This is a genomic window from Bacteroides sp. UBA939, assembly GCF_002293435.1.
Lineage (GTDB): Bacteria > Bacteroidota > Bacteroidia > Bacteroidales > Bacteroidaceae > Bacteroides.
In genome coordinates this window covers 3,091-9,525 of sequence record NZ_DBDF01000024.1, presented here as the reverse complement: position 1 = coordinate 9,525, position 6,435 = coordinate 3,091, and the positions used below count along the sequence as shown (strand labels likewise).

The window sequence follows — 6,435 nt, the reverse complement described above, 5'->3', positions numbered from 1 at the left end:
GAGGAGGAGAATAGAGATAGTCCTGCTTATAAACTCCTGAAATATGAATAATGCAGGCTAACTCCTGAAGCATGAATAATGCAGGTTAGAGTTAATGTAACTTAGATTTATTATTTATCGCGTATGCGCGTACCTTTATTTGCATGAATTATACCGACCATAAAGATAACCCCAAGAGTTTCCGCTCCCTGACCGGCATGGACCATGCTCAGTTTCCCAACCTGCTTCCCTTCTTCGAGGCAGCGCATGACGATTACTTGTCTGAACATGAGATGAACGGCAAACGCCGTAGTGACCCACATCCTTCGCCTGAGCCTTGAAACAATGGGTCTTGTGTCGGCACAGACCGACAAGGAACTTTCCCAACGCCTTTGTGAACTCTCCCGGGAGGGTTTCAGCCTGTATTGCTCCATGACGATACCGAAAGGGAAGGGCTTCAACACGGAAGTCTCTCGCATTAGGGTACGTGTGGAACATGCCATTGGCAGTGCCAAGGTAATGAGAATAGTCAAAGACGAATGTCGTCTCAGAGCTAACTCGTTTGTGGAACGGGTATTTGCTACATGTGCTGCTTTGCATAATCTGAGAATTAATAGCAAGCCGTGGACATACAAACACTAATTTACGTAAACTCTAACGAATAAAACCTAAACAGGTTCATGATGTTTTTTTTGGTTAATCTATTATCTTTTTTATTCTTTTTTTTTAAAAAACCGATTTTTTATATATTTTTGCCGTTGGAACTTTAAAGTAAGGGAAAAAGCTCTTAAAATGGCTTATGAAATCTCTCGCTTCAAGATATTGTGTTAAATGAGATTAATTTACTAACAAATCGAAACATGTTCTTAAAAACTGTACAATGAAAAACTTAAGGTTAAAGTCATTTTTGGTATGGCTACTATGTTTAGGGGCCGGAGCAAGTTATGCTACTGACGGCTTCGGTCGTGTTGAGAACTCTCCAACAAAAGAGTTTTCTGATGAGATTATTCCGAAATCCGCGGAGGAAAGGGACACTGCGGACATGTTGTCTCAACAGCAACAACAGCGCACTGTACAAGGCGTAGTGGTTGATGAGACGGGCGAGCCTATTATTGGGGCTTCGATACTAATTAAAGGAACGGAGGGGCTTGGTGGCATTACCGATCTCAACGGCAAGTTCAATGTCGTCAATATTCCCGCTTCGGCCAAAGAGATTATCATTTCATACATTGGTATGGAAACACAAACCGTATCTATTCGCTCGGGCTTGATGCGAATCGTACTCAAAGACGATGCGCAGATACTCGACGAGGTTGTGGTGACTGGTATGACCAAGATGGATAAACGCTTGTTTACCGGAGCATCCTCAAATTTGAGGTCGGAAAATGTAAAGCTCGATGGTGTTGCCGACATTAGCCGTTCACTCGAAGGACGTGTGGCGGGCGTATCGGTACAGAACGTTTCGGGAACATTCGGTACAGCGCCGAAGATCAAAGTACGTGGTGCCACCTCTCTGTATGGCGATTCAAAACCTCTTTGGGTTGTTGACGGAGTAATTATTGAAAATGTGGCCGATGTAAGTTCGGACGCCCTTTCTTCAGGAGATGCCGAAACACTGATCAGTAATGCCATTGCAGGATTGAATGCAAACGATATAGAATCGTTTGATATTCTGAAAGACGGGTCGGCAACATCCATATACGGAGCAAAGGCCATGGCGGGCGTGATTGTTGTTACCACCAAAAAAGGTCGTCAGGGACAGTCGTCAATCAGTTATAGCGGTGAATTTACCACCCGGCTTGTCCCCAGTTATTCGACGTTCAACATCATGAACTCTCAAGATCAGATGGGCTTCTATCGTGAGTTGGAGGATAAAGGTTGGCTGAACTTTACGAATACTTACCGTGACCGCACCAGTGGCGTTTATGGCAAGATGTATGAAATGATGAACACTTATGACGAGACGATGGGCGGATTCTTGTTGCCCAACACGGAGAAAGCTAAAAATGCGTACCTGCGCGCAGCGGAAATGAGAAACACGGACTGGTTTAAAGAACTTTTCTCCATGGCTTTGCAGCAGAACCACTCCGTTGGCATCAGTGGCGGTAGCGATAAGACGCAATACTATGGTTCTGTAAGTATGATGATCGACCCGGGTTGGTATGAGTCGAGTCGGGTTAATCGGTACACAGCGATGATGAAGTTAGACCACCATATTAGTAAGAAGCTTACCGCATCCTTAAAGTCGACCCTGTCGTATCGTAAGCAACGCGCTCCCGGCACACTGAGCCGAGATGTCAGCGCGCTCTATGGCGAAGTGTCCCGTTCGTTCGACATTAACCCCTACAGTTATGCTTTGAACACATCACGCACATTAGATCCCAACGAGTTTTATACGCGCGATTATGCCGCGTTTAATATTCACAACGAACTCAAAAACAATTATATGGATTATAATGTTGTCGACTTGCTGATTCAGGGTGAATTGCAATATAAGCCCATAAAGGAACTCACTTTCAGCGCGTTGGGATCGATGACATACAGCACTTCTTCCATTGAACATAATATTAAGGATAACTCGAACACAGCTTTGGCGTATAGAGCCATGGGTGAGCAACATGTATTAGACAATAACAGCTATCTATGGAATGACCCTAATAATCCTTACGACATACCTATCACTGTATTGCCCGATGGAGGTATCTATGACCGGACAGATCGTAAGGCAACGAGCTATGCGTTCCGCCTGACGGGAGACTATAATAAAATCTTTTTCGACGATCACATTGTCAAGTTGTACGCAGGTATGGAAATGACATCCGCCGAAAAAGACCGTTCCTGGTTCCGCGGATGGGGACGTCAATACTCCATGGGAGACGTGTCTAAATATGCCTATGAAGCATTCCGAAAGGGATTCGACGAAGGATACGACTATTTTACATACTCGACAAACAGAGACCGCAGTGTGGCATTCTTCGGATTGCTGAACTATTCGTATAAGGGAAAGTATAATATCAATCTTACTGCCCGTAATGAGGGAAGCAACATGATGGGTAAATCGCGCGATTCGCGCTGGTTGCCAACATGGAACGTAGGTCTTGCATGGAATGCGCACGAAGAGGAATGGTTTGGCAAACAGAAAATTCTGTCACATGCCACGGGGCGCATATCATACAGCCTTACGGGAGCAAGAGGTGGTCTTTCCAATGCGGATATCATATTCAGAAGTGCCGAAAAATGGCGTCCAAACGGAACAGACCGCGAGATGTACAATTACATATCCTCTCTTGGCAATATTGAATTGACTTACGAAAAGAAGCATGAGTTTAATTTCGGTGTTGATTTGGGATTTCTTGACAACCGCATCAATTTCACCGGCGATATATACTGGCGTAATAACTACGACCTTGTAGGACCTGTTTTCACTTCCGGTATCGGAGGCTTCATAAACAAAAGAGCCAATACAGCTGCCATGAAAACCAACGGAGTCGATTTGCAACTTTCCGTAACGAATATCAAACGCAAAAACTTCACCTGGAATACCGACTACATATTCTCATACAACAAGACAGAGATCACAAAGCTTGAAACAGGACGAAGTGTTTCCGAGCTTACGCGTGGTGTGAGCGCGCCAATGGTAGGCTATCCGAGCCGTGCACTGTTTTCTATTCCTTTTGCAGGATTGAATAAGGAGGGTATTCCTACTTTCTATAACGCGGACGGTGAGATAAGCCAGTTTGTCGACTTCCAGGAAACCATAAATACCGGCTTCCTTAAGTATGAAGGCTCTATGGAACCGACATTGTATGGCAGTTTGGGTAATATATTCCGTTATAAAGATTTCAGACTTAACGTATTTGTTACCTATTCGTTCGGCAATAAAGTACGCCTCAATCCGGTGTTCTCCCGTTATTACTCGGATCTGATGGCTACTCCGCTTGAGTTCAATAACCGATGGATGAAGCCCGGTGACGAGAATACACCCGGCGTACTTCCGGCAGTCTTGGCGTATCGTCAAGTTTACAACACCCAAACAACCAGTGCGTATAATAACGTACGCTATGCGTATTCGGCATACAATTATTCGACCGAGCGTATTGCCGACGGAGGATTTGTCCGTGTAAAGGAAATCAGCCTGTCGTATAACGTACCGAAGAAGTATGTGAAAAATATCGGGCTGAACAGCCTCTCGCTAAAACTTCAGGGAACGAACCTGTTCCTGCTCTATGCTGATAAAAAATTGAATGGACAAGATCCGGAGTTTGTACAATCCGGTGGTGTATCTTCACCATTTGCCAAGCAAATTACGGCTACCCTTTCTTTAGGTCTATAATTTTAAAAAGTAATGATATGAAAAAATATAGTTTATATACGCTATTTATTATAGGTGTCTTGCTAACCGGCTGTGAGCCTTTCGACAAATTTCTCGATACATCGCCCGACAATAGAACCGATATAGACACCGAAGAGAAAGTTTCAATGCTTCTTGTGAATGCATACCCGATGCCGCCCATCATCATGGCAGAACTTTCGTCGGATAATGGAGATAAGAGACATGCCACTTCCGCCACATCAAGCGCATACGAATCATTGTATGCTGAAGTTGCATTATGGTTAGACCAAGTGCAAGATTGCACAGACTCGGCGGATGACTTTTGGCAAGAAGCTTATTATGCCATTGCCCATGCGAATGCAGCGTTGCAGGCCATCGAAGACTTGGGAAGCCCTACCAGCCTGAATGCACAGAAAGGCGAGGCATTGATGTGCCGGGCATGGTCGCATTTTCTTCTTGTCAATATTTTTGGCCTACACTACAATGCCGAAACGAGTGCAAGTGATCTGGGTGTTTATTATATGAAAGGGATAGAGAATACCGTCAATCCGAAATACGAGCGTGAGAGTGTCCTGTCGAACTACCAAAATATAGAGGAAGACATCCTTGCCGGTTTGCCGCTCGTAGACAACGACAGCTATTCGCAACCCAAATGGCACTTTAACAAAAAGGCGGCATACGCGTTTGCTACACGTTTTTACCTGTATAAGGGCGACTATCAAAAGGTGATTGAGTACGCTACACTGACACTGACCAAAAACCCGGCAAGCTTATTGCCAAGTCGTTCTTTTTGGCCTAACTATGGTTCTGGGAATTCAACAAACTTTGCCGAACTGTCCAAGAAATACACCTCTTCGGAAGAACCGGCTAATCTGATGATAGCCAACATCAGGAGCCGGTGTGGAAATGTTTACGCCAACTATGGTGATGGCAAACTTTGGTCGGTAAGTCCTTATCTGGCCGATACCGAATTGATGAAAAGTCCGGGAATATGGGGCAGTGGAGGTTCAACCGCTACCTTTTATCCATACGTTTGGACGGCTTCTTCTTCTTCCGTTCCTGTTTACGTGATAATACCTAAAACATATTATACGTTTCAAACAACAGATGTTGTAAACAATACGGGATACAGAACAGCGACAAAAGTAATCTTCTCTGCACTTGAGACCTTGCTTTGCCGCGCCGAGGCATACATTATGACCGAGCAATACGACCTTGCGTTGGCTGATATGAATATGTGGCTGGAATCATGGTGCGTAAACATCGTGAATCTCACCGACGCTGGGGTGCACGAAATTTATGGCAAAGATGTAGAAGAATGGACACCCGAATCACCTACGCTCAGGAGGCGTTTCGGTATTCAGTTGGCTTCTGATAAGCAGGATGCGTACCTTAACTGTGTGACTCACTTCCGCCGTATTGAAACGGTTTTCGACGGTTTGAGATGGTTCGACCTGAAACGACTGAAAATGGATGTTGTCCGTCGTGAAATATCCAGTACGAACGATGTCAGCGTATTGGAAAAGCTACAGGTAGGTGACAAACGCTTTGCCATTCAATTGCCCAAAAAGGTGATAGCATCCGGTCTCGCGCCCAATCCAAGATAATGTAATCAATAAATATGAAGCTATGAACAAATATGTAATACTTACCGTTTGCCTGTTCGCGTTTATAATAACAGCTTGCTCTGATGAGAAACTTGGAGAGAGTATCATTATAGACAGCAATGAGGAACAGACGCCATTTGATATATGGTTGACAAAAAACTATACAGATCCGTATAATATGGAATTCCACTACAAGTGGAACGATGTTGATTCGGATGTAAAGTTTGACTATACGCCTGCGAAGATTGAAAAGAGCGTTGTGGTGGCTCAAATACTGAAGTATATGTGGCTCGACGTGATTTCGGAGTCGGCGGGAATAAACTTCACGCGGGGATATTCTCCACGCGTCATCAATCTTGTGGGTACCGCAAAGTACACAACAGGTTCGACGGGTACGGTAACCCTGGCCTATGCCACTTCGGGAATAAAAATTACCATCAATAAGGTAAATGATACTCCTGATCATCCCACTGTTTCCTGGTTGACTGACAACTGGCTTAAGACCATGTTCCACGA

General features: G+C 44.6%; 5 protein-coding genes. All 5 read left to right on the top strand.

The genetic code is table 11. The features are described from left to right. Positions 1–143 precede the first annotated feature (143 nt). The gene (locus tag B2Z67_RS01720) at positions 144–320 is read left to right on the top strand and encodes a hypothetical protein (protein WP_291528093.1); all 177 of its coding nucleotides are present in this window, start codon (positions 144–146) and stop codon (positions 318–320) included. Continuing rightward, positions 292–621 (top strand): hypothetical protein, encoded by a 330-nt coding sequence (locus tag B2Z67_RS01715; protein WP_291528092.1) that lies wholly within the window; start codon positions 292–294, stop codon positions 619–621. Before B2Z67_RS01720 ends, B2Z67_RS01715 begins: the two co-directional genes overlap by 29 nt. 238 nt (positions 622–859) lie before the next feature. Next, positions 860–4,312: a SusC/RagA family TonB-linked outer membrane protein gene (locus B2Z67_RS01710; RefSeq protein ID WP_291528091.1), complete on the top strand. Its 3,453-nt coding sequence runs from the start codon at positions 860–862 to the stop codon at positions 4,310–4,312. A 17-nt stretch (positions 4,313–4,329) separates the two neighbouring features. Further along, positions 4,330–5,919: a RagB/SusD family nutrient uptake outer membrane protein gene (locus tag B2Z67_RS01705; protein ID WP_291528090.1), complete on the top strand. Its 1,590-nt coding sequence runs from the start codon at positions 4,330–4,332 to the stop codon at positions 5,917–5,919. 22 nt (positions 5,920–5,941) lie between these two features. Continuing rightward, a partial coding sequence (locus B2Z67_RS01700; protein ID WP_291528089.1) for a substrate import-associated zinc metallohydrolase lipoprotein occupies positions 5,942–6,435 on the top strand: 494 nt, incomplete at its 3' end.